Source organism: Paenibacillus physcomitrellae, assembly GCF_002240225.1.
Lineage (GTDB): Bacteria > Bacillota > Bacilli > Paenibacillales > Paenibacillaceae > Fontibacillus > Fontibacillus physcomitrellae.
Genome location: NZ_CP022584.1, coordinates 3605518 through 3627483 on the forward strand (window position 1 = coordinate 3605518; position 21966 = coordinate 3627483).

General features: G+C 52.9%; 18 protein-coding genes, 1 tRNA gene and 1 pseudogene. 11 read left to right on the forward strand and 9 right to left on the reverse strand.

Annotated features, from left to right (window positions below):
* The first annotated feature begins 359 nt into the window (after positions 1-359).
* Positions 360-2060, forward strand: coding sequence for a proline--tRNA ligase (locus CBE73_RS16205; RefSeq protein ID WP_094095105.1), 1701 nt, complete (start codon positions 360-362; stop codon positions 2058-2060).
* A gap of 337 nt (positions 2061-2397) precedes the next feature.
* Here CBE73_RS16205 and CBE73_RS16210 read toward each other — a convergent pair whose 3' ends face one another.
* Positions 2398-3300 carry an SDR family oxidoreductase gene (locus tag CBE73_RS16210; protein WP_094095106.1) on the reverse strand — a complete coding sequence of 301 codons (903 nt, stop codon included), beginning with the start codon at positions 3298-3300 and terminating at the stop codon, positions 2398-2400.
* Positions 3301-3521: 221 nt separating this feature from the next.
* On the opposite strand from CBE73_RS16210, the gene CBE73_RS16215 reads away from it, so the two are divergent.
* The 3 genes from CBE73_RS16215 (at position 3522) to CBE73_RS16225 (ending at position 7004) form a co-directional block, all read left to right on the forward strand.
* Positions 3522-5315, forward strand: a complete 1794-nt coding sequence (locus CBE73_RS16215) for a S9 family peptidase (RefSeq protein ID WP_094095107.1) — start codon at positions 3522-3524, stop codon at positions 5313-5315.
* A gap of 81 nt (positions 5316-5396) precedes the next feature.
* Positions 5397-6191, forward strand: coding sequence for a TIGR00266 family protein (locus tag CBE73_RS16220; protein ID WP_094095108.1), 795 nt, complete (start codon positions 5397-5399; stop codon positions 6189-6191).
* A 189-nt stretch (positions 6192-6380) separates the two neighbouring features.
* Complete coding sequence (locus CBE73_RS16225) at positions 6381-7004, forward strand: TetR/AcrR family transcriptional regulator (protein ID WP_094095109.1); 624 nt, start codon at positions 6381-6383, stop codon at positions 7002-7004.
* Between the two features lie 75 nt (positions 7005-7079).
* On the opposite strand, the gene nrdG is transcribed toward CBE73_RS16225, so the two are convergent.
* Positions 7080-7598, reverse strand: coding sequence for an anaerobic ribonucleoside-triphosphate reductase activating protein (gene nrdG, locus CBE73_RS16230; protein ID WP_094095110.1), 519 nt, complete (start codon positions 7596-7598; stop codon positions 7080-7082).
* Positions 7595-9568: an anaerobic ribonucleoside triphosphate reductase gene (locus CBE73_RS16235; protein ID WP_094095111.1), complete on the reverse strand. Its 1974-nt coding sequence runs from the start codon at positions 9566-9568 to the stop codon at positions 7595-7597. Before CBE73_RS16235 ends, nrdG begins: the two co-directional genes overlap by 4 nt.
* A 404-nt stretch (positions 9569-9972) precedes the next feature.
* Between CBE73_RS16235 and CBE73_RS16240 the strand changes: the two genes are divergently transcribed.
* The 3 genes and pseudogenes from CBE73_RS16240 to CBE73_RS16255 form a co-directional block, all read left to right on the forward strand.
* A complete protein-coding gene (locus CBE73_RS16240; protein WP_094095112.1) occupies positions 9973-10272 on the forward strand; it encodes an MTH1187 family thiamine-binding protein in 300 nt (99 codons plus the stop codon).
* A gap of 224 nt (positions 10273-10496) precedes the next feature.
* A tRNA-Thr gene (locus CBE73_RS16245) sits at positions 10497-10569 on the forward strand.
* A 724-nt stretch (positions 10570-11293) separates the two neighbouring features.
* Positions 11294-11790: pseudogene (locus CBE73_RS16255) on the forward strand (manganese catalase family protein); the annotation flags it as partial.
* 53 nt (positions 11791-11843) lie between these two features.
* Here the strand turns inward: CBE73_RS16255 and CBE73_RS16260 are convergent.
* From CBE73_RS16260 to pdxR, 4 genes are all read right to left on the reverse strand, one after another.
* Positions 11844-12086 carry a WGxxGxxG family protein gene (locus tag CBE73_RS16260; protein WP_094095114.1) on the reverse strand — a complete coding sequence of 81 codons (243 nt, stop codon included), beginning with the start codon at positions 12084-12086 and terminating at the stop codon, positions 11844-11846.
* Positions 12087-12209: 123 nt separating this feature from the next.
* Positions 12210-13106, reverse strand: coding sequence for an ABC transporter permease (locus CBE73_RS16265; protein WP_094095115.1), 897 nt, complete (start codon positions 13104-13106; stop codon positions 12210-12212).
* A 2-nt stretch (positions 13107-13108) separates the two neighbouring features.
* The gene (locus CBE73_RS16270; RefSeq protein WP_094095116.1) at positions 13109-13999 is read right to left on the reverse strand and encodes an ABC transporter permease subunit; all 891 of its coding nucleotides are present in this window, start codon (positions 13997-13999) and stop codon (positions 13109-13111) included.
* A gap of 150 nt (positions 14000-14149) precedes the next feature.
* Positions 14150-15640 carry a MocR-like pyridoxine biosynthesis transcription factor PdxR gene (gene pdxR / locus CBE73_RS16275; protein WP_244905499.1) on the reverse strand — a complete coding sequence of 497 codons (1491 nt, stop codon included), beginning with the start codon at positions 15638-15640 and terminating at the stop codon, positions 14150-14152.
* Between the two features lie 264 nt (positions 15641-15904).
* Between pdxR and CBE73_RS16280 the strand changes: the two genes are divergently transcribed.
* The 4 genes from CBE73_RS16280 to CBE73_RS16295 all read left to right on the forward strand — a co-directional run bounded on the left by CBE73_RS16280 (position 15905) and on the right by CBE73_RS16295 (position 19633).
* A complete protein-coding gene (locus CBE73_RS16280; RefSeq protein WP_094095117.1) occupies positions 15905-16978 on the forward strand; it encodes an ABC transporter substrate-binding protein in 1074 nt (357 codons plus the stop codon).
* Positions 16979-17026: 48 nt separating this feature from the next.
* Positions 17027-18070: a FecCD family ABC transporter permease gene (locus CBE73_RS16285; RefSeq protein ID WP_094095118.1), complete on the forward strand. Its 1044-nt coding sequence runs from the start codon at positions 17027-17029 to the stop codon at positions 18068-18070.
* Positions 18067-19047, forward strand: coding sequence for a FecCD family ABC transporter permease (locus CBE73_RS16290; protein WP_157739600.1), 981 nt, complete (start codon positions 18067-18069; stop codon positions 19045-19047). The genes CBE73_RS16285 and CBE73_RS16290 overlap by 4 nt, the downstream gene beginning before the upstream one ends.
* Before the next feature lie 256 nt (positions 19048-19303).
* A complete protein-coding gene (locus CBE73_RS16295; RefSeq protein WP_157739601.1) occupies positions 19304-19633 on the forward strand; it encodes a hypothetical protein in 330 nt (109 codons plus the stop codon).
* Positions 19634-19731: 98 nt separating this feature from the next.
* Here the strand turns inward: CBE73_RS16295 and CBE73_RS16300 are convergent, their stop codons facing one another.
* Complete coding sequence (locus CBE73_RS16300) at positions 19732-20991, reverse strand: MFS transporter (RefSeq protein WP_094095121.1); 1260 nt, start codon at positions 20989-20991, stop codon at positions 19732-19734.
* Positions 20985-21791 carry a TrmB family transcriptional regulator gene (locus tag CBE73_RS16305; protein WP_094095122.1) on the reverse strand — a complete coding sequence of 269 codons (807 nt, stop codon included), beginning with the start codon at positions 21789-21791 and terminating at the stop codon, positions 20985-20987. The genes CBE73_RS16300 and CBE73_RS16305 overlap by 7 nt, the downstream gene beginning before the upstream one ends.
* Positions 21792-21966: the final 175 nt, after the last annotated feature.

Here is a 21966-nt window from a genome sequence, read left to right on the forward strand (position 1 = left end):
TTGACGGAAACGGCGGTTAGCGGTAAATTAGGCTATATTGAGGTTGTTTGTACTTCATGTCATTAACATGGAATCAGCTGTGACCAAGCCATGAGCTTTAAAGCCGGGTCGTTCAGAGAATAAGCCAGTTATCGCTGAGAGGCTTTACGACACGATTAATGCTCCCTACTTGCGAGCTGCGCCTGCTATCTAAGCGGTGTGTGCGCCGGTTCATCCCCGTTACCGGATTTTGAGAAAATGCTTCTGCCGTTAACCGGTGGCCGATTGATGGCCGGGCATTTGAATTAGGGTGGTACCACGAACGCATTCGTCCCTAGGGAGATGCGTTCTTTTTTATTTTCAGAAGGAGGAATTCAGAGATGAGACAAGACAAATTATTGGTCCCTACGTTAAGGGAAGCGCCAGGGGACGCAGAGGCGAACAGCCATAAGCTGCTGCTGCGCGGCGGTTACATCCGCCAGCTGGCGGCAGGGGTTTATACGTATTTGCCGCTCGGCTGGAGAGTGCTGAGAAAGGTATCCAATATCGTTCGCGAGGAAATGGACCGCACAGGCGCGCAGGAGCTGCTGATGCCTGCAATGCAGCCTGCCGAGCTCTGGCAGGAGTCTGGCCGCTACAATGTTTACGGCCCTGAACTGATCCGCCTGAAAGACCGCAACGACCGTGAATTTGCCCTGGGACCCACCCATGAGGAAGTCATTACGACGCTGGTCCGCAATGACGTTACCTCTTACCGCAAGCTGCCTATGAATCTGTATCAGATTCAGACGAAATACCGCGACGAACGCCGTCCGCGTTTCGGCCTGCTGCGCGGCCGCGAGTTCATGATGAAGGATGCTTATTCCTTCGATGTGAACTGGGAAGGGCTGGACAAGGTCTACAAAGACATGTATAACGCCTACAGCCGGATTTTTACCCGCGTAGGTCTGGATTTCCGCGCAGTAGAAGCTAATGCCGGTTCCATTGGCGGCGAAGGCGAAAACCATGAGTTCATGGCGCTGGCCGACATCGGCGAAGACACCATCGTAAGCTGCACGGCCTGCGATTATGCGGCGAACCTGGAGAAAGCCGAAATCGGCTTTACGGAAGTTCCGCGGAATGATGAAGGAGTGCCTGCCTTCGAGAAAATCCACACACCGGGTACCGCCTCCATTGCACAGCTGTCCGAGGCTTTGGGCGTACCTGCGAATCAATTGGTGAAGACGATGATCTATGTAGCCGACGGCAAAATCGTAGCTGTATTAATCCGCGGCGATCATGAAGTCAACGAGCTGAAGCTGCAGGACGTGCTTGGATTTGAAGACATCCGCCCGGCTGAAAGCGAAGAAGTGACGGCTGCCGGCTTCGTGCCTGGTTTTGCCAGCCCTGTGGGCCTTGATGTGACGGTGATCGCAGATCGTGAAGTCATGAACGTGGCCAGCTGGATCGTGGGTGCCAACGAGAAGGACTACCATTTGAAAAATGTTATTCCTACCCGTGACGTAAAGATCACGAAAGTGGCTGACGTGCGCAACGCAACCGAAGGCGATGTTTGTCCTCGCTGCGGCGAGCCGCTTCAATTCCACCGCGGAATCGAAGTAGGCCACGTGTTCAAGCTGGGCACCAAATACAGCCAGGCGCTGGGCGCTACGTTCCTCGATCAGGAAGGCAAATCGCAGACCATGATTATGGGCTGCTACGGCATCGGCATTTCGCGGATTCTGTCCGCTATTACCGAGCAGCGTTCGGACGGCGGCAGCATGGTATGGCCGGTCAGCATTGCGCCGTTCCATGTTCACCTCATCCAGATCTCTGCAAAAGATGAAGCGCAGCGCCAACTGGCTGAGCAGCTTTACGAGCAGCTTCAGGCTGCCGGCATCGAAGTGCTGTACGATGACCGCGACGAACGTGCGGGCGTGAAGTTCAAGGACGCCGATCTGATGGGTATGCCAATCCGTGTAACGGTCGGCAAACAGGCCGGTGAAGGTCTGGTCGAGTTCAAGAACCGCGCCGAGGATGTCAGCGAGGTGTATACAGCTGAGCAAGTGATGGCGGAGGTTCTGCGTTTCGTAAAGCCGTAACAATTGCGATAGACGAATTGGATTTGGACGGTAACAAGCAGTTAACGAGCAGTTAACGGGCATTAGCCCGATGCTGTAAACCGATCAGGTCCAACGCGCAAAGCGATGGTTAACGACATTAATTAAATGAAATGATAAGAGAGGTCCTGCGGATGAAATTCCGCCTGGCCTCTCTTTGTTTTTAAGGATACAGATCTATCCCTAAAGTGTCTTTAATTTTACGGCTCTATCTCTTAGAATATTAATCTTTTAACGCATCCATCACTTACGCACTTAGCTTATCTCTTTGTACATAAGGACTCAGCTGCTGCGCTCCTCTTAAAGTGACTGACAGCAATCAGGTTGTTACCATCTGCCCGCCGTTGACGTGCAGCACTTCGCCCGTTACGAAGGAGGAGCACAGCTCGCTGGCCAGGAAGACGTAAGCGGGAGCCAGTTCATACGGCTGGCCGGCCCGTTTCATGGCGGAATCCAGGCCAAAGGTTTTGACGGTATTGGCGTCGTAGCTGGATACGATAAGTGGCGTCCAGATCGGACCCGGGGCTACCGCGTTTACGCGAATCCCCTTATCGACGAGCTGGAGAGCGAGGGAACGCGTAAAGCTGACGACGGCCCCTTTGGTCGAGGAATAGTCGACCAGGACTTTAGCTCCCCTGTAAGCCGTAACGGAAGTGGTATTGATGATGGAGGAACCCGGCTTTAGAGCCGGCAGCGCGGCCTGCACCAGATGGAAGTAGGACAGGATATTGGTCTGGTAAGTCCGGTACAGCTGCTCATCGGTAATATCGGCGATGCTGTCTTGAGGGAATTGGACCCCGTGATTGTTGACGAGGACATCAAGTTTGCCGAAGGTAGCCAGCGTTCTGCGGACGACCTCCTCGCAGTTGGATTTGACGCGCAAATCGGTTTCAAGCAGCAGGCAGCGGCGTCCGAGCCGTTCAATAGCCTGTTTGGTCACCAAGGCGTCGGATCTTTCGTACAGGTAAGCGATGGCGACGTCTGCGCCTTCCTTGGCAAAAGCAACGGAGGTGGCGCGTCCGATGCCGCTGTCTCCGCCTGTGACCAAAGCGACTTTTCCTTCCAGCTTGCCGCTGCCTTTGTAGTCCGGATTATCCCAGATCGGCAAAGGCACCATTTTACTTTCAATGCCTGGCTGCCGGTCCTGGTGCTGGGGAGGAAAAGATATAATCTGCTCCTTGCAGACGGTTTCAGTCCCGAAATAAGGGTATTTAGGATTCATGTGAGAAGGGGACTCCTTTCTGGGCGTTTTTACTATGGAATAGGGTATGCAGCCGCCAAGGAAGGGGTGATTAACGGGAGGCCTTCCGGCTTCGAGGTCTAACGGCTTCCGGCACAGCCTGCGCCGGCTGAAAGGCATTCTCCCTTCGACTTTCCCGGTCCGATCGCTTATGATAATAACCAAATCCTATTTCTTTTAAATGATGCTGGGAGGGGTAAGGAATGATTCAATTTCCAAAACCGGATGTGGAGCAGTTTTTCCAAACTTATGTCATCCGGGATTTTACGGTAACACCGGATGAGCGGCGGCTGATTTTCAGCAGCAACCTGAACGGCAAACCTAATTTATGGGGGATGAACCTGCCGGATACGTATCCTTTTCCACTGACTTACAACAACCAGAATGTAAATGACATCAAAGCCGATCCCAAGGGGCGTTTTGTACTGGCCGGCTTTGACCGGGACGGGGATGAGAATTACCATGTGTACGCGCTCCCTCCGGAGGGTGGGCAGCCGATGAAGCTGATCGAAGGCGAACCGTCGGATAAATTTTATATCACGCATTTGTCTGAAGACGGCGAACGGCTGTATTACGTGACTTCCCGGGAGAATCCAAACTTTATGAACTCCAGGCTGCTTCATCTTGAGACCAGGGAAGACAAGCTGCTGTATGCGGGCAAAGAGAAACCGACCTTCCTGGCGGCGGTCAGTCCCGATGAGAGCAGGTTTGTCCTGACCAAAATGTATGCCAACACGCACCAGCTGGCGTTTGTGCTGGAAGACGGGGAAGAGACTTATTTATCCCCGAACCCTGAGGCCGTGCAGGTCAGTCACAGTTTCGAGTTTATCGACAACGGCACGCTGGTGTACATAACCAACTTTGAAAGCGAATATGCTTACGTGATGAAATACAGCCTGAACAGCCGTGAATTTGAAATTGTATGCCAAATCAGCGGCGAATCGGTGAACAATATCAAGTGGCACAAGGAATCTGATCGCTTGTACATCTGGACGGAGCGGGGCACCGAAAACCGCATGTATGTGAAACCTCTGGAAGGCGGAGAAGCCGAGCCGGTTGAGCTGCCGGTTGACGTGGTAGAGAAAGCGGTCGTGGCGAAATCCGGCACGGTTTATATTCTGGGACGCGGGGCGGTTCAGCCGTTTAACATTTACCGTTATACGGTTGGGGATGACAAATGGACGGAGCTTACGCAAAACCGGGTGACCGGCCTCACACAGGAGGATTTGGTGTATCCGGACGTGGTCCGCTACCCTTCTTTTGACGGGCTTGAAATCGAAGCTTTGCTGTTCAAGGCGAAACCTGAGGCGGCAAATGGCTATACGATTTTCTGGCCTCACGGCGGGCCTCAGGCGGCGGAGGGCAAGTTTTTCCGGGCGATGTTCCAGTTTATTCTGGCCTACGGCTACAACATCTTTGCGCCTAACTTCCGGGGAAGCACCGGCTACGGCTCCGAATTTGTCAAAATGGTCGAAGGCGACTGGGGTGAAGGACCGCGCCTGGACTGCATTGCCGGCATGGAGTGGCTGTTTGACCAGGGCATTTCCAGCCGGGAGAAGCTTTTTGTGGTCGGCGGCAGCTATGGCGGCTACATGACGCTGCTGCTGGCCGGCCGTCATCCGGAGTATTTCCGGGCGGCGGTGGATATTTTTGGCCCGAGCAACCTGTTTACGTTTATCAATTCCGTGCCGGAGGACTGGAAGCCGATCATGGAACGCTGGCTGGGCGATCCGGTGCGCGACAAGGAGCGTTTGACCAAGGATTCGCCGATCACTTATTTGAAGCAGATGGTGAAGCCGATGCTGGTCATTCAGGGCGCCAACGATCCGCGTGTCGTCAAAGCCGAATCCGATCAGATCGTAGCTGCGCTGAAGGAGCAGGGAACCGAGGTAGAATACGTGGTGCTTGAAGATGAAGGACACGGCTTCTCCAAACGGAGTAACGAAATTTTGGTTTACCGCCGTATGCTGGAATTTTTAAATAAACATCGGGCTTAGGAACAAGGAGGTATGGTTTCTCTGCAGCAGGTGGCAAAATACGAGGGGAAATCGGCCTAGGACAGAAAGGAGAAGGTACAAATGAGTGCTCACGAAATCGATTATGTGATTCTTGGCGAAGAAATGCAGTGCGTGGAAATCCATCTTGATCCCGGAGAAAGCGTAGTGGCTGAAGCCGGCAGCTTTATGATGATGGATCCGGATGTCCGGATGGAAACCGTGTTCGGCGACGGCGGCAGCAGCGGACAGGGCGGCATGTTCGGCAAGCTGATGGGCGCGGGCCGGCGGCTGCTGACCGGAGAAAGTCTGTTTATGACGATCTTTACTCACGGCGGATACGGCGGCCGCCAGGCGGTAACGTTTGCGGCTCCTTATCCCGGCAAAATCATCCCGCTTGATCTGCAGAGATACGGCGGCAAAATCGTCTGCCAAAAGGATTCCTTCCTGTGCGCAGCCAAAGGCGTCTCGATCGGCATTGAGTTTCAGCGCAAGCTGGGAACCGGTTTTTTCGGCGGCGAAGGGTTTATTATGCAGAAGCTTGAGGGAGACGGCCTGGCGTTTGTCCACTCGGGCGGTTACGTGATGGAGAAGGAGCTGGCTCCGGGCGAGGTGCTGCGCCTTGATACCGGCTGCCTGGTGGCTTTCACGTCTGGCGTTGATTATGACATCGAATTTGTAAAAGGAGTGAAGTCCGCCCTGTTTGGCGGCGAAGGTTTATTTTTCGCCACGCTGCGCGGGCCGGGCAAGGTGTGGATCCAATCGCTGCCGTTTAACCGGATGGCGGACCGGATTCTGTCCGCTTCACGTTTCGGCGGAGGCCGGCGTGAGGAAGGCAGCCTGCTTGGCGGGCTGGGCGACTTGTTCGACGGCAAATAATAAGCGGGGGCCGGAACAAGGAGCAGGAAGCTTATGCGCCCCCGACCATATTTATAGCAGCAGGTCTCCGCGGGAGGCCTGTTTTTCTTTTTTAATAAATAACAAAAATTATAATTCGTCATTTGACAGAGACGGAGGGTGTGTTACGATAATAAGAACAGAGTGATGCATGGAGGTGTTCCTGAAGTTATGAACAAGAAATCAGCTGTATTGACCAAAACAGAAATTTTGGATGCCGCCGAGACGGCATTACGCAGATATGGACCGGACAAAACCTCGGTCACGGATGTAGCCAAACTGCTGGGGGTCAGCCATGGTACGCTGTACCGGCATTATGACACCAAAGCTGCTTTGAAGGAGGCGGTCACCGAGCGCTGGCTGGAGCAGATGATCAGCAAACCGTTGGAGGAAATCAGAGCGGGAGCGGAAGTGGGAGCCGAATCCGAATCCGAAACTGAGGCCTATATTCCTGACCGGCTTAAAGCCTATATTAAAGGACTGATAAAGCTGAAACGGGATTTCTCCCAACACGATGCTGAAATGTTCAAAATGTACGCAGAGGTAACGGAAGCTTCGGCTGACCTGATCTCCGAGCACATTTCCGTGCTTTGCGGACATTTAACATCCTTAATTAAAACCGGCATGGACAAAGGCCAGATTCGGCAGGGGGACCCGGCTAAAATGGCCGTGGCTTTATTTCAGGCCACCGTACGTTTCCACCACCCGGCTCATGCTTATGAATGGGTAGAAGCAGAGATCGACGACCAGTTCGAGCAGGTATGGGGAATGCTTGAGGATGGTTTTAGAAAATAAGGAAAACAGCGGCCCGGATCAGAAAACCGGGGCCGCTGTTTTTTTTGTGAAGCCTTATGAGATCTATGCAGCCCTTCAAAACCGGACGGTTGGCTCCCAAAGTTCCACCTTGCCGGAAGCCAGACTGGCCGGGATGTTGATTAGCCTTTGATTGGAGCTGCCGCAATAGCGGAGGGAGGTATCCCGCAGCGCTTCTTCGAAACGTCCGTCCACCAGCACGTGACAGCGGCGGAGCAGGGCATATTCGGCTGCCAAAGGGTCTGCCGTAAGCTCCTCGTAGGTGTAACCTGTATAAATCCAGGTATTAACTGCCCCTGCCTGCGCGTACAGCCGGTCCAGGAATTCGCTCACTTCGGCAGCGGAGAAAAAGGGATCGCCGCCCAGCAGGCTGATGCCGCTGAGCAGCGGATTTCTGGCAATATCGCCGATGATTTCGTTCTGTCTCTGCAGGGTAAACGGCTCACCATAATTGAAATTCCACGTGACCGGGCTGAAGCAGCCTTTACACCGATGCCGGCAGCCGCTGATAAAAATCGATGCCCGCAGGCCTTCGCCTTCATTGATCGATTCCGGGTAATAGCCGCATAAATTCATGGCGTATGTTTGACCCGGTCTCGCACCTCGGCTTGCTTGGCGCTGTTAAACCGGGTCTGGAAATCCCCTGTCAAATAGCCGGTCACCCGGCGCAGGCGGCGGATGTGTACGTCTTCCTCATGGCTGCCGCAGGACGGGCAGACGGAGCCGATAATACCTTCATAACCGCAGGCCGAACAGCGGTCGATCGGATGGTTGATGCTGAAGTAGCTGACCTGCTGGGACAGCGCATACTGCACGATGCTCAGGAAAGCGGCCGGATTGCTGCGGGCATTGCCGTTCAGTTCGATGTAGGAGATGGCCCCGGCATTGCACAGGTCATGGAAACGTGCCTCGAGCCGAATTTTCCGGGCGGCCTGGATTTCGTAATAAACCGGAATATGGAATGAATTCGTGTAATATTCCCGGTCTGTAATGCCGGGCAGAGAACCGTAATACTGGCGGTCGCGTTTCGTGAATTTGCCGGATAACCCTTCGGCCGGAGTAGCAAACAGCGTGATGTTCAAATCAAGCTCATCGCTTTTCCGGTCGCAATAGGCCCGCATATAAGCGATCAACCGGAAGGCCTTCTCAAACACCTGCTCGTCTTCGCCGTGATGCCGGCCGTACAGGGCTTTCATGCATTCGGCAACGCCGATGAAGCCCAGCGACAGGCTGCCATGCTTCAGCAGATCGCCTACCGGTTCATCCGGAGCAAGCTGCTCGCCGCCTTCCCAGACGCCTTCCCGCATCATGAAGTCGGAGGCTTTCGCCTTCTGCCGGCGCTGGATATCGAAGCGGTGCAGCAGGCCGTCCAGCGCGATGTCCAGGTAATGATCGAGGGCGTGGTAGAAGCCTTGTTCATCGGCTTTTTTCCGCTTGCCGAGCGCCGTTCCGTATTCGATGCCCAGCTTGACCAGGTTCAAGGTGTTAAAGGATAGATTGCCTTTGCCGGAGAGCTTGTTCCGTCCGAAGCGGTCACTGAGCACCCGGGTCCGGCAGCCCATCGTCGCAAATTCAGAGTCCGGATCGGATGGATCGTAAACCTGCAGGTTCAGCGGCGCATCCAGGTTGGCGAAGTTTGGATACAGCCGTTTGGCCGAGCATTCGGCCGCTTTCAGGAACAGCGCGTAATTGGGATCTTTAGGCGACTGGTTGACGCCCTGCTTGCATTTGAAGATCTGAATGGGGAAAATAGGCGTCTCCCCGCTGCCCAGTCCCTGCATAGTCGCTGTGAGCAGAGCGTCGATGACCATCTGTCCCTCCGGCGATGTGCAGGTGCCGTAGTTAATGCTGGTGAAGGGGATCTGCCCACCTGCGCGGCTGGACATGGTGTTCAGGTTGTGAATCAGGCTTTCCGCGCCCTGCAGCGTTTCGGCTTCGGTCTCTTTCAGGGCATAACGGAAGGATTTCGGGTAACGGAGCTGCAGCTCAAAGTTGGACATGTGGATGTCGCTTGGCTCCGCGCCGTCTTCCTCTTCGAAATAGAACACCCCTTTGCGAAAATATTTACTGAACGACTTGGCCACGTAAGGCGCAAGGTCGTGGTCGATTTTGCTGGCGGAGACGCCGCCGTATTGGGCATTTTGCTGGGATTGGAAAATAATCGCCACCAGCGCCATGGCCGTCATGATCGAATTCGGCGGTCTGACGCTGCCGTTTCCGGTGTTAAAGCCGCCGCCTAGCAGCTTGTCGAACGGAATGAAAATGCAGTTTGTCGTGCCGATCGCGTATTGGTCCAGATCATGGACATAGACATAGTTCTCCTCGATTGCCCGGACGACAGACTTCGGCATAATAAAATGTTTGGCATACCATTTGGCGTATTCGCTGCCAAGCTTGCTCATTTTTCCGGAAAAGCTCTCCCCGTTAAGGTTCGCATTCTCCCGGATCAGATCCAGATCTTTGCTGTCGATGATGTCCTCTCCCACCGCGATCATTTCACGCAGCAGATGTTCATTGGCTTCGTAAGTAGGTTGAAGTAGTGCCATATTGGCTTGTATCTCCCTTCCGAAAATGGTTGTAAAGTTGGTTTGAAATGCAGCTTGAAAGATGGAGCATAAATGACCGGCAGCAGCCGGTGTTATGTGGGTGCCTCGGGGTTGCGGCACTTTGGAATAACGGATGATAGGCTCATGGCTGGGATGGTGGTTGGCTGATGATCCCCTCTGTCCCCACTACATATCGTTGATTTCTGACGATGATACAACAACATCTAGTGTTCGGCAATGATAAATATGTCACACTAAAGAGTTTGGAGGCCCGGACGTCCTGTCCTGACTAGCCCGCGGGCAAATGTGAATTTTTTGCAAATTTGATTGTGGAGATTTTGGTAATTTCGGACGGGGACTGTTACAATATAGGCGACAAACAACGAACGAAGGAGTGATCAAGCATGGCAATTGCAGAGGTAACGGTGCTTCCGGTGGGGACAGGTTCGACGAGCTTGAGCGCTTATGTGGCGGACATGCAGCGGGTGCTGGAGAGTCAGGATGGTGTTCAGTTCACGCTCACATCCATGAGCACGATTATCGAAGGGCCGCTGGATAAAGTGTTTGCGGCTATTCAGGCTTTGCATGAATCGCCTTTTGCGCAGGGGGTGCAGCGGGTGTCGACCTCGATCAAAATCGACGACCGGCGCGACAAGGAATCCTCCTCCGAGCAGAAGCTGCGTTCGGTTCGGGAGAAGCTGTAAAAGGGAAGGCACGGGCAAGCGGTATTAGGCAGCGGTAAAACCTGTAAGCAGGAGAGTTAAGTAAGTGAGCAAGCAGGAGAAACGGGGCGCTAGCGGGAGAATAAGCATGAAAACCGGGGATAGATTCAATTAGATCCTGCGACTCGAGGGCGTCCCGGTTTGTTTGTCCGTTGAAAATCGGATACCGGAACTATATAATTGTTTATACGGCTGTTCTAAATTATGCTGGTGTAGCTCAGTTGGTAGAGCAACGCACTCGTAACGCGTAGGTCGGGGGTTCGAGTCCCTTCACCAGCATTCCATGAAAGACAGTCAAAACGCGGCTTTCCGGGATTTCGGAGGGCCGCGTTTTTAATGCTTGGAATTGCCTCTAACCAGAAGCACAGCAAAAATGATCGACAATAAAATAATAACAACCAGGCAGATCATCTGAATCATATTTTCATATGGGGATGGAAGAGTTAGGTATGCAAATATCCATTGCCTTAATACATAAAATAGCAGTTGAAAAATACCCCAGAAAACTAAAACTACGACAATCCAATTTTTAATCGTTTTGATGGTATCACCGTTCCTTTTGTTATTATCTGAGCAATAACACGCAGCATAGCTGCATACCACGTCATATTGAGGTATATGGCGTGGTATGCTAAGATAACAATAAATAAAGGAGCCGGTGGCCGCCGACTCCCTGTACAACACTTGGATGGGATACCTCCAAGAAAAGTGGGAAATAACCCGTACCTGGACCTCTAACCTGGGCGGGTTATTTTCGTTTGTTCCGAGCATGGTCACTTCCGAAAACGAAAATTGCATAAGCATCACCTCCGATCCGGAGGCGATACTTCCCACCCAAGTTCAGTTGTACAAACTAAATTATACCAATTTCTGTGTCATAGGCATAGCTCATCAATGATCGGAAGACTTGCTTTTTTGCAAAGGAAATCGGCTTTCCGGAATTTCGGAGAGAATCATTAAGCGGCTTCCCTCAGGCATAGTGGGCCAACCTTTTAATCCATATCACGTAGAGCTGGTTCAGCATACGATAAATCAGTTATTTACAGGTTCCGGGGAAGAGGCGCCCGGAAAGGGCGGTGCAAACGGCGCTCCTCTTCAGGAAGCCATTAATCATGTCAACCCGCATCATTTTATTATAGGGGCCCAGAGCTTCTTGCCGGTGGACGCAGCCGGTAATCCTTGGAACGGGAGCTATGTATACAGTAACGGCAATCTGATCAGTCATTTGCTGGCTAACCCGGCTTTTGAATCCATAGGGGTTCTGCAGAAGTCCCGAATTTATGAAATGAGCGCCAACAAAACCTTCCGGGAAACGCAGGCTTTCCTGATCGTCCGCGACAATGCGCATCAAAACGCGTTTGCCAAAGCTTTGGAGACGCTTGGGGTGGATTGGGGGATCTTCAGCGGCAAACGCCAAGCTGTAACGGCGGCACCCTGAAGGTGATTGACCCTCCTCAAGGTTTCCCGGTCCCCGAAAAGGAGAAAGCCCGTCTGACCTGATTAGGTTAGCGGGCTTTTACTATGGAGCACTACATATTGACCACCAAAAACGACTAGGAACGCTCTGTATTTCTTTTGCGGAGTCCGGCCAAACCAAGTAATCCCAGAAGTCCAAGCCAACCCCAATCGGTATGGTTATTACCATCCGCTGCATAGGTTCTAACATTATTGGTTTGCATATTGCCATTTGTGTTGTTGGCGTTGACTGCGTCATTTGTTCCATAGGCACCGGCCGGAATCGCCATCAAGGCAGAAACGACTGCGGCTAACAGTAAGGCTGCTAATTTCTTTTTCACCAAGTTTCACCTCCAATGTTTGTGACATCCATAACGTTTGCTAATGAATGTCTTTATATACATTGGATTTTGGAGAATTCGGCCATTTCGGAGATCCTGAGGCGGGATGATCGCTTGATCCTTCTATCGGGAATGATAAACGCGGAATCTCCGATTAAACACCTGCCGGAGCCCTTCCGCAAATAGGTTAAGGGTCAGGCATGCAAAAAGGATAGCCGCAGCCGGAATCATGACAAAGCCGAACCTGCTGACGCTGATCTCGGAGATATGCTGGGCCAGCATCGTACCCCAGTCGTTACTGGTGTTCAGCAGACCTGCCCAAGTGGAATAACGCTGGGCGATGAAGATGCCAAGCACGCCAAGCTGTCCGATCAGAAGAACCGCTTTCCCGAAATCGATGAAGAAATTGACGATAATCTCGGGCAGGAGGCCGGGGATGTAATAGCTTTTGGCGAGGCGCAAAGGATTTAAACCCAGGGCGATACCGGCTTCCATATAAGGCTCACGGGACAAGCTGCTGCTCTGCTGCTGGACCAGGTAAGCCACCCGTCCGACTTCGATGAAGGCAAGGAACAGGACGATCCAAAATGTCCGCAGCTCCCGTCCATAAATCAAGGGAAGGCTCATGAAAAGGGCCGCGGCAACCAAAGCGGGCAGATAAGAGAAAGTTCTGTTGAGTACCGATAACACAAGCTGCGGGACCCCCCGCTTTTTTCGGGCCAGCAGCCCTAAAGGAATGCCGATAACATAGCGGAGAATCGCGATTGAGCCGGCGATGAATAAAGTTTCACGAGTCCCTACAACGACCCGGCTCAGATTGTCCACCCCGTATTTATCCACGCCCAGCCAGTTTTTGGGGGAATAGGGATAAGGGGGGATCGTCACGTGGCCGTTTTCGGTCACCCGTGAAAGGATGGGAGTCATGTTGATGAAAGGCAAGACGGGACCCAGCACGGCGATACCAAGCAGGAGAGAAAGCAGGCCGCATCCGACCCAGAATATATAATTTTTCCGCAGCATTTTTAAACGCCCCCCTCTTGTCCTGATCTCGGGTCGAAAAACTTTCTTGACGTAAAGCTGACCACATCGAACAACAAAATGATGATCATAAAGCAGAAAGCAATACCGATGATGACATTAGGTTCGAAGTTTGGGCCTGAGAAACCAGCCTTTTTGATATAGTCCACGCTGAGCAGCATCCGGTTCGCCGCACCCAGTACGTTCCGGAAGTATTCGATCAGCACAAGGCTCGAAAGGATATATACGCCAAGAGGGGTGAAATGGTTAAGTACGCGGCCGATGGAATTTAAAAGAATATGTTTTCCGAAAATCAGCCACTCCGGAAGGCCTTTGGCATGAGCCGTTTTAATGTATAACGCTCCTTCCTGCTCGGAAATGGAGGTGAACGTAATGCGGGCAATGTACATGACTGGGTAGATCGAAGCGATGACGACCGGAATCCAGTAACCCGTCCAGCCGTCGGGCGCAAAAAAGCGGATTTTATTGCCGTGGTGCAGGATATACCATTGAAATAACAGCAGGATCATAAAATCGGGGATGGCCTGAAGCAGCCAGGTGCTTCCGTTTCCGAGGAAGCCGAGTTTGATTTGACTAAGTCCGTAATCGAGAATCCCTTTCAACAGGCCAAGGACATAACCGATTAAAAGGGCGCTGATCAAGACCAGGGAGCTTTTTTTAACTGCCATCAGGGCATCCTGCTCGGCCGGGATTTGATATTGGGACAATCCGAGTGTATGGTGAACAAAAACATTGTTCAATAATACCCGCAGATTTGCCCCATATTCGCTCCAGCTGAATGGGTCGGTCCTGGGAAGTTCGACGAACAAAACCACAAGCAGAAAGGCCAGCAAACCTATGCCTCCCGTTGTTAGCATTCTTACACCAAATTTCATGTTTCCCTCCTCTTTTTCTACCCTCTGACTATTAGTTGGAATTTTAATAATTAACGTGATAGCTGTCTAGAAGGTTGCTGAAAGTATTAACTAATAAACCTGATAGATTTTTCGGATGGGAAAGGAAGCGGACCTCTTACGATGGTTCCATCACTCTGCGGCAGCACGAACTGCCGTCCGAACCGCCGCGGCCAGCCGGGATATACCCGGCTCGATGTCCTCCGCATTGGGCCGTGCGTAGGTGAGCCGCATGTACCCGGGACCTGAACCGTAGACGCTGCCGGGAACAAAAGCGACGCGCTGCCGGAGTGCTTCGTCCAGCAGCCGGCTGTCGCTGACTTCGGGCAAAATTCTGCACCATAAATGCAGCCCGCCCTGCGGCACGGTGAACTCGACCAGATCGCCGAGATGTTTCCGCAGCGCTTCGGCCGTTGTATCCCTCTTGAGAATCAGCTCCCGGCGCAGCCGGTCCATATGAGGATCGAAATACTGCGAGGCCATGAACTTCGCCGCAATCTGCTGCGGAATCACGCTGAAGCCAAGATCCATCTGCCGTCTGGCATCGGAGAGCCGCCGGATCACGGAAGCCGGGGCGACGATCCAGCCGATTCGCAGGCCGGAGGCGGCGATTTTGGAGAATGAGCCGATGTACAGGGTGCTCACCGCATCTGTTTCTGCTTTTAACGGCGGCGGGGAGTCCAGGCCATAAGCGGTTAGACTGAACTGATCGTCCTCGACGATCGGCAGGCGGAGCTTGCCCGCGGTCTCCAGCAGCAGTTTTTTTCGTTCCTCATGAAGCAGTGTCCCGGTTGGATTCTGAAAGTTAGGGTTAACGAACAGCATCCGAATCCGGTATTTCTTCTGCAAAGTGCGAAGCCCTTCCGGCCGTACCCCATACTCGTCTACCGGCAGCCTGTACATCCGCAGTCCGGCGGATTGGAACATGGATAAGGACAAGGTGTAGGACGGGGCTTCAACGGCGACAGCGTCCCCGGGAGACAGCAGGCATTGGGTAATGAGGTATAAGGCCTGCTGCGAACCGCTTGTAATGAGAATAGAGTCGGGGGAGACGTTTATACCTCTGTATTTTTGAAGGAAGGCGGCCAAAGCTCTGCGCAGGGGAGGAAAACCGAGGAGGCTGTCATTTTCCGGTTCGGGCTGATAAACGCAGTTCCTCATGATTTCATTAATCTCCTGCACAGGCGACAGATTCAGCGACAGCTTGCCGCTGGCAAAATCGATGATAGAGGGATTCTGGGCAAGCGCTTCCCGGATATGCCGGAGAAAAGGGACATTGGGCAGAAAAACGCCGTTTTCTGCATAACGGTGCCACTCAGGCGGGAGAGCCCCTTGGTCCCGTCCCTGATGAAGACTGACTCTCGTTTTGCTTCCGGGCCGGCTTTCAATGAGGCCATGCGCCCGAAGTTCGGTATAAGCCTGAACAATCGTACTGCGGTTCACGTCAAATAATTCAGCAAGCTTTCTTTCGGAGGGGAGAGGGCTTCCCGGTGAATATTCCCCCTCGGCTATTAAATGCTGCAGCCGGTCCGCAATCTGAAGATAGATTGGCGTTGAACTCCGGCGGTCGGGTTTCCACACAATAAACACCTGCTTTATAAGTCCTGTCAGATTTTCCCCCATCGTATCACAAGAGGCTGGAGCCTAACAAACACCTTATTGGAACACCAGGCTCTCCCGAAGGAAGCCTCATTAAGAAGGAACAAGAAGGACCAAGAAGGATCAGAAAGAGTAGAAAGGCAGAAAGGGCCGAGAAGGGGAACCAGCCTCCGGCGTTTAAAATTGGGTGGCGTTATCTTTTACAAACTGGCTGGTGCAAAAGGAAAAGTGCTCCACTATAATTCTAATTGATAATAATAATCATTCACAATTACGAAGGAGATCGAGATGAAGAAAAATATCCTCACCCTTATTCTTTTTCTATCCATGTTAAGTCTTGTGGTGACCGGCTGCGGCTCCGCTAACAATAAGACGAATGCTGCAGAGACGGCAGGCGGGGCCAACGCGGGTAACGCGGCAAATGGTTCAGCCGTTGCCTCGGCGGCTCCTGACAACGGCTCAAATATCTCGAACGCCTCAAACGCCTCAAATACCGGAACTGGATCTGCGGCAGCCGGGAACACGCCGATTGAGGTGACGAACGCTTGGAACCCGTTAAAGGTAACCGAAACGCCGCAAAAAATCATAACGCTGGACTTCTCGTTCATCGATACGCTGACCAGCCTGGGCATAACGCCTGCAGGGAACGCCGGCGTTGGCACAACCAAAATCCCTGAATATCTGAACGGGATGTTAAAGTCCGAGGTAGCTGACGTAGGGGAAAGAAAAGCGCCGAATCTGGAGGTCATCCAGTCGCTGAAGCCGGATTTGATCGTTGCCAGCGTAGACCGGCACAGTATGATCCGTAAGGAGCTTGAGGATATTGGACCAACAATTGCTTTTGATGATGCAAGTTATGACCAGATCATCGCCAATTTACATAGCATCGCCCAGATCGTCGGTAAAGAACAGGAAGCGGATAAGGTAGAAGCAGATTTGAATGCCAAGATGGAACAGGTCAAGCAGCAGCTTGCGGGCAGCCCTTCTATCATTGTGGCCGGATTTTTTGATGACGAATTTACGGTTTGGGTGAAAGATTCCTTCGTTGGTTCGCTGCTGAGCCGCATCGGTCTTAATTATGCCTACAATGGCGAGGTTTCCAACTTGGAGGGGAAAGGCGAAGGAACCAAAATGACGCTTGAACGCATCCATGAAATTAATCCGGACTATATCATGGTCTACGGGGATAAGACAGACAAGCTGCAGTCGAACCCGCTGTTCAAGGATTTGAAGGCAGTGAAGGAAAAGCATCTGATCGAAGTGGACCGCAACCTTTGGTCACGCGGACGCGGACCGATTGCCGCGAGCAAAATCATGGATGAGGCGCTTGCCAACCTCAGCGCTGGAGCGGCTTCTAAATAAGGTAAGGCGTCTACGTAGAAAGGAATTTCCCTTAAGGAGAGTTTGCAGATGGACAGCATGCGGCAACCGGAGCATACGAAACCCCGGCAGCGGGGTTCGTTGTTAAATGTATTTATGATGATGGGCCTGCTGCTGCTCGCGGTGGCGGGCCTGAGTTTAACGTACCGGGTAAGCGGTCTCGCTTGGAGGCCGCTCTTTTTCCCTTCTGGCGGTTCTGAGGATGTACTGCTTGGATATATGGTCTGGCAGGTTAGGCTTCCGCGCCTTCTGCTGGCTGTTTCGCTTGGCGCGGCACTGGCGGTGGCCGGCTGCCTGCTGCAGGCGATGACCCGCAATAAGCTTGCCGATCCAGAGATTATGGGCCTTAATCAGGGGGCCTCTTTCTGTGCGGTGATCGCCTTGCTGGCCATTGGAGGAGCGGACTCGGCCGATGTGGTTGTGCCGGCGGCCCTGCTCGGAGCAGGAATTTGCGGTTTGCTGGTCTTATTGATCGCCTCATACAGCGCAAAATACAGCGGGAGCGACCCTTCGAGACTGGTGCTGGCAGGCGTAGCGATCAGTGCCTTCATGGGTTCGCTCACAACCGGCACCATCCTGCTGTTTGAGACGCAGTTAAACGAAATTTTGTACTGGATGGCCGGCAAGCTGTCAGGAGCGGAATGGCGGGATAACTATCTGGTATGGCTGCTGGATATTCCGGCTGCTGGGGCCGCTTACCTCTTGGCAGGCAGGATGAATGTGCTGGAGCAGGGCGACGAGGTGGCCTCCGGTTTGGGCATCCATGTGCAGCGGACCCGGATTTTACTGGGGCTTCTCGTGATTGTGCTGTCGGGAAGTGCGGTTGCCGTTGCGGGGCCAATCGGTTTTGTAGGTCTTATGGTTCCGCATATGGCACGGCGGATTGGCGGCGTGAACCATAAGGCGCTGCTTCCGCTGTCAGCGGTTATGGGTGCGCTGCTGCTTTCCCTTGCTGATTTTGCCGCCCAGTGGGTGTCTTATCCGTCTGACATCCCTGTCGGGATTATCACGGCACTATTGGGCGTGCCGTTTTTTCTTTATTTATTGCGGCGCAAAAAGGGGGGGCGGCCGTGAGGATCAGACGTTTTATCGGCCTGGTGACCGGCCTTATTGTGCTTCTGCTGGCTTCGGCCTTGTTAAGTCTGCGGTTCGGCGCTGTCAATACGCCGATTTCCGATATTCTTCAAGAACTTAGCAGCGGTGATTGGCTAGTGCTGAAATACCGTCTGCCGCGCTTGGTTCTAGCCCTGCTGGTTGGCATGAACATGGCTGTATCAGGTTCAATTCTTCAGGGCATTACCCGCAATCCCCTCGCTTCCCCGGAAATTGTCGGGGTGTCCGCCGGAGGAGGACTCTCAGCCGTCATTGTGCTGCTCGTTTTTCCGGCTCTGGGCGCATCGGTGCTGCCGGCTGCTGCTTTTGCCGGTGCTTTAATCGCCGCCGTCATTGTTTATCTGGCCGCCTACCAGAAAGGCGGTATCCAGCCGATGCGGCTGGCCCTGACCGGCGTGGCGATCTCGACAGGATTCCAAGCGCTGATCACTTATATGATCGTGAAATACGCTCTCGATTCATCCCAGGCGCTTGTCTGGCTGAAAGGCAGCCTGTACGCCCGCTCCTGGCAGCATGTAGAGCTGTTATGGCCCTGGACGGCTGCCGGCCTTATCGTTGCCGGATTGAGTGTCGGCAGTCTTAATGCCCTCCAGCTGGATGAAGAAACGGTCAAAGGGCTCGGGATGCGGATTCAGCTGGTAAGGCTGATTCTCTTGGCCGCCGCAGTAGGCCTTGCCGCCAGCGCCGTAGCCGCCACCGGAACGATCGGTTTTGTAGGACTCGTCATTCCGCCGCTGGCCAGAATGCTGACAGGCCCTGACAGCCGGTATTCGCTGCCGGTTGCAGCGCTCTTGGGCGCGCTGCTGGTCACCCTAGCCGACTTGGGCGGACGGGTCATTTATCCGCCGCTGGAGATTCCGGCAGGGCTCATTACCGCGCTAATCGGAGCGCCTTATTTTATTTATATTCTGCTTAGACGCAAGAGGGGCTCGCTATAGGGAACCGGCTGCAAGGCACGGATCCGTGTTTGAGGAAATGAGGTAACAAGGCTTCAAACGGCACACGCCGCAACTTACAATTTATTGTCGAGATTCATAAAACCCTCTTTTTAGGAAACCCTATCTTCGAGGAGGAATGAACTTGGGAATATGGTTCGGCTATATAAGCTTGTTTGTTTTTATTATGGTCATAATGTTGATGCCCAAAAATTTAACTCTCAGGGAAATATATATCACTTGGGGATGGATGTCTTTCTTGACGGTTTTTACGGATCTGGTATTTGGGTTCATTTTCGATTTTTATGATTTTGTAGACCCTAAGATAGATGGCGCGGATCTCTTCCTGGAAGCTGTCTTACCTTCGTCTTACGGGATTATTACAGCCAACTTCCTTCCTCAGAAGAACTCGAATTTTATCTGGTATCTGCTTGGGGTTATCCTTGCCGCTTTGTTCTATGAATGGCTTTCCCTGCAGGCTGGATATTTAGTTTATAAAGGCTGGAAACTTTTCTACTCCATCCCGGTTTACATTTTGGGTACGCTATTCCTGCGATGGCATTTGCGGTTTATCCGCAGCGGGTATTGACTATTTCGTTCCATTCACGGTAAAAAAGCAAAGGCAAAGCATAAGGTGCGGGACACCTTGCTTTGCCTTTTTGTTGTGGAATCAGGAAGTGCAGCCCGTCAGACCTGGCGGACTTCCTTCTCCTGCAGCCCGGAGCTGTTATCATAGAAAGTCTTCAATGTCCGCAGCGCCGGGAACATATACATCCACAGCACCGCTACGACAAGCGTCCCTATGCCGCCGATAATCGTTGCGGTCACCGGACCGACCAATTTGGCCATAGTGCCGGATTCGAATTCGCCGAGCTGGTTAGAGGTGCCGATAAACAGCATGTTGACGGCGTTCACCCGGCCCTGCATTTCCTGTGGCGTATTGAGCTGGACCAGCGTAGAGCGGATAACCACGCTTACTACGTCCGACGCGCCGATCAGGAACAAGGCGAAGAGGGAGAGGGCAAGGTTCTTGGAGACTGCGAACAGAACCGTAGCCAGACCAAAGATGGCCAGCGAGCTGAACAAATATTTGCCGATCGCATGCTGGATCGAATAGCGGGTCAGCACGAGGGACATCAGCAGCGCCCCAACCGCCGGTGCGGTCCGCAGCAGGCCCAGTCCCCAGCTTCCGGTGTGCAGGACATCATCGGAGAAGATCGGCAGCAGCGCTGTAGCGCCGCCGAGCAGGACGGCGAACAGGTCCAGTGAAATGGTGCCGAGAATGATTTTTCGGTTGAATACAAATCTGAGGCCGTTCAACAGCGAATCCATGGTAATAGCTTCAGCTTTGCGGACGGTTCGTTTGGCCTTGATGGACAAGATCAAGAAAGCCGAAATCAGCAGTGCGGCTATGGACGTAAAATAAACGGCGGACGGCCCCCAGTACAGCAGCAGACCCCCTAAGGCTGGGCCCACGATGGAGGCGGTTTGACCGGCTGATGCTGACCAGGCCGCGGCCTGCGGCAGTTCTTCTCTATCCACCAGATCGGGAACCATAGCAGAGTTGGTTGGATTCTCAAACGAGCGGGAGGCCCCTAAAATAGCGGCGGCGATCAGAATATGATAGCTCTGAATCCAGTCGCCGAGGGTGGAGATAACGAGCAGAGCCACCACACCGCATTCGATAAGCTGGCAGATGAAAATGATTTTGCGCCGCTCGAAACGGTCCGCTACCTGGCCCGCGATCAGCGTGAGCAGCAGCATCGGAATGAACTCGGCCAGGCCGACCAGCCCGAGCTTGAAGGCATCGTTCGTTAAGGCATACATCTGCCAGCTGATTGCGATGGTTAACATTTGAAACGACGTGGTTGTAAAAATCCGCGCCAGCCACAAGTGGCGATAGGAGCGGTTGGTTCTTATGACAGATGGATTCGAAGCGGCTATGATAAACTCCTCCTGCTAGGTATGGAATGATGGATCTCGGGATGCTCCTGCTTGATCTTCTGATAGTCTTCCCCATACTTTAGGGTCAGCTCAGGCCCAAAGTCCTGCTCAATGCGCAGCATGATGACATCATGCCGGTAGGCATTGCTGAGCAGATCCACGATGCTGGGGTGGTTGCTTTCAAGCACGGAATTCTCGGCCTGGGCTCCGAAGCTTCCGACAAGGGCGCTTTGTTTGTCGGCCAGCAAAGTAAAGTGGCGGATGGAACCGGCCCCTCCTTTTGGCCTGCTGTGAATCGTGACATGCCGAAGGGTGGTGTGGCATTCTCCCATGACGATCAGATGAACGGACACCTTCCTTTGCTCCGCTTCCAGCAGCGCGGTCTCGAACTGATGCAGATCTTCGGCCCACACATCTACCAAAATGCTGTCCTCCGCATTGGCAATCAAACGCCGGATCGCCTGACGGATCAGCTTCTCCCCTTTCCAGTTGGCGAAAAAAGGCGGAGCACTTGGCGGAGCCTCCAATTCGCTGACGAGTATCCGGGCGGTCCGGTCAAAGTCGGATTGCAGCAGCTTAACGACCTGTTTGATCGGCACGGCCTCGAACAGGACCGGATCGCCTTTGAGCATACGGCAAATGCCTTTCTCATGAAGAAGGCGAAGGGAGGCGTATACATTGCTTCGCGACACCGAGACATGCTTGGAAACTTCATAACCGGAGCAGCGGGATTTCTGATGCAGAACCAGATAACATTTCGCCTCAAGTTCGGAAAGGCCCAGCTTTCGCAATTGTTCGATCATAAACATCTTCCATTCCGGTGATTTTATAGTGTTATGTTAAAATACCACTATTTGAGCTGTCAATTCAATTTTAAGGAATTTACTGCCATGGGAGGAACGGGCTTGTTTGATGATATACCCTATATGGGTATACTATTGCTGGCTGTACGGAACATAAACTATTGAAGACAGGAGT